The following is a 1,584-nucleotide window of genomic DNA, read 5'->3' on the forward strand; positions in this document are numbered from 1 at the left end:
TGCGACTTTAGGGCGCTATTTGCAGAGTGACCCTATTGGTTTGGCGGGTGGGTTGAATACTTATGGCTATGTTGGGGGAAATCCGCTGAGTTATGCCGATCCTTATGGACTGTTCTGTATATCGAAAGATGCAAAAAATGGGCTCTCTGGTTTTGCTGGAGGTACTGCTAGTGCTTTGATCAGTGTCAGAGATCCGAAGTTAGCGCTCGCTCTGGGTGCAATAAACGGTGTTGTTGGTTATGTCTGGGGGCCTTCTGCGGGCGGGGCTGTGACAGGGGCTATTTCTGGAGGTCTCAGTGGGCCAACTGCTTCTTTCTGGGGAGCAACTGTTGGGGGGGCAACAGGCGGATTATCTGGTTGGGAAGGAACAGGGCTTGGCGGTTTATCTGGTGGTCTTCTTAGTGGTATTTTGCATCCTGACTACGGTAAATATGGTGGAAACAACTGGACTCGATCGGGCGGTGCTTCAATGGTTAAAGGCGGACTCTCAGGTATTGTAGGTGGTTTAGCAGGCCAAGGCACAGAGTGGACTGTGGATCAATTAAATAAAGAATACGGGGACTGTGGCTGTGCAAAATAAAACTAAATCAATCATGTTTTATTGTTGGTTGCTAATTGTCACCGCCCTATTAAGTTCTCTGTTCAAATGGTTAGAGCTTTACTTTTTAGAGCGTTATCCGGAGCATGATTTTTGGTTGCAAAAGGTGCTTATATTCATATTTATCTTGTTACTAATTCCATTAGTAATCAAACCTCTGCTTAACATGTTTGGTGTCAAGATGAAGCGGTAGCTGTATACCTACTGAATGACATAAATAACCGTTTCGGAGATGATCATTGTGGTTGCCAGAAATAAGGTTGAGCTTCTACTTAAAATCGCATTTTTCCTGTTCAGCACTGCCGTGATTGCAATAGGCTATAGATTTGCAGATGAATATATTAAGGTAGAGTCCGCATCTGGTTATCACTGGCTTGAAAAAGTAAACATCATTGTGTTTGGTGTCACTTTAGGCCTTGTAGTTATTAAGCCGTTATCTGAAATACTAAGAAAAAAGTAACTTCAAATATCGACTGCCATAAACGGGGTTGGTCTTATACCTAACCCCTGTTTTTCGCTTTTAACGTTTAACAGGCATTAGCAGCAGTGGTTTGGGCAATCATAGTTTTGGTTATGATGCGTTGGGTAACAGAACCAGCCGCAGTGGAGCTGTGAATGAAACCTACGCTATAGCACCCAACTCGAACCGTTTATCTTCAGTGACCAAAGGCGGTCAAACGAGAATTTTTGGTTATGACGCTAACGGTAATGTCACCAGTGAAAAACGCTTTGATGGCAGTACAATCACGTACAGCTATAACAACGATAACCGAATGGCGAGCGCAGGTTCAGCTCAGTACAGATACAACGCGATGGGCCAGCGGGTGTATAAAAAAGTCGGTAGTGTTGAAACGAGGTTTATCTATAGCCCACAAGGCCAGTTGTTAGCCGAAGGCACCAGCAAACAGTACATTTATTTTAATGGCCAGGTGGTGGGTTATATTCTGAACAACCAATTGTATTATGTGCACAACGACCATTTGGGT

The 1,584-nt window shown here is 44.1% G+C and carries 2 protein-coding genes and 1 pseudogene; all 3 read left to right on the plus strand.

The genetic code is table 11. The features are described from left to right. The coding region (locus tag LSG37_RS21050; RefSeq protein ID WP_301331836.1) for an RHS repeat-associated core domain-containing protein at positions 1-580 on the plus strand (580 nt) is incomplete at its 5' end. A gap of 250 nt (positions 581-830) precedes the next feature. Further along, positions 831-1,058 carry a hypothetical protein gene (locus LSG37_RS21055; protein WP_233081969.1) on the plus strand — a complete coding sequence of 76 codons (228 nt, stop codon included), beginning with the start codon at positions 831-833 and terminating at the stop codon, positions 1,056-1,058. 91 nt (positions 1,059-1,149) lie between these two features. Beyond that, positions 1,150-1,584, plus strand: a pseudogene (locus tag LSG37_RS21060) (RHS repeat-associated core domain-containing protein); the annotation flags it as partial.

This window comes from Rheinheimera soli, from assembly GCF_021290985.1.
GTDB classification, from domain to species: domain Bacteria; phylum Pseudomonadota; class Gammaproteobacteria; order Enterobacterales; family Alteromonadaceae; genus Pararheinheimera; species Pararheinheimera soli.

Bases quoted from the DNA above. Each gene is read 5' to 3' on its own strand.
- LSG37_RS21055 (WP_233081969.1), top strand. From the start codon at position 831: ATGATCATTGTGGTTGCCAGAAATAAGGTTGAGCTTCTACTTAAAATC.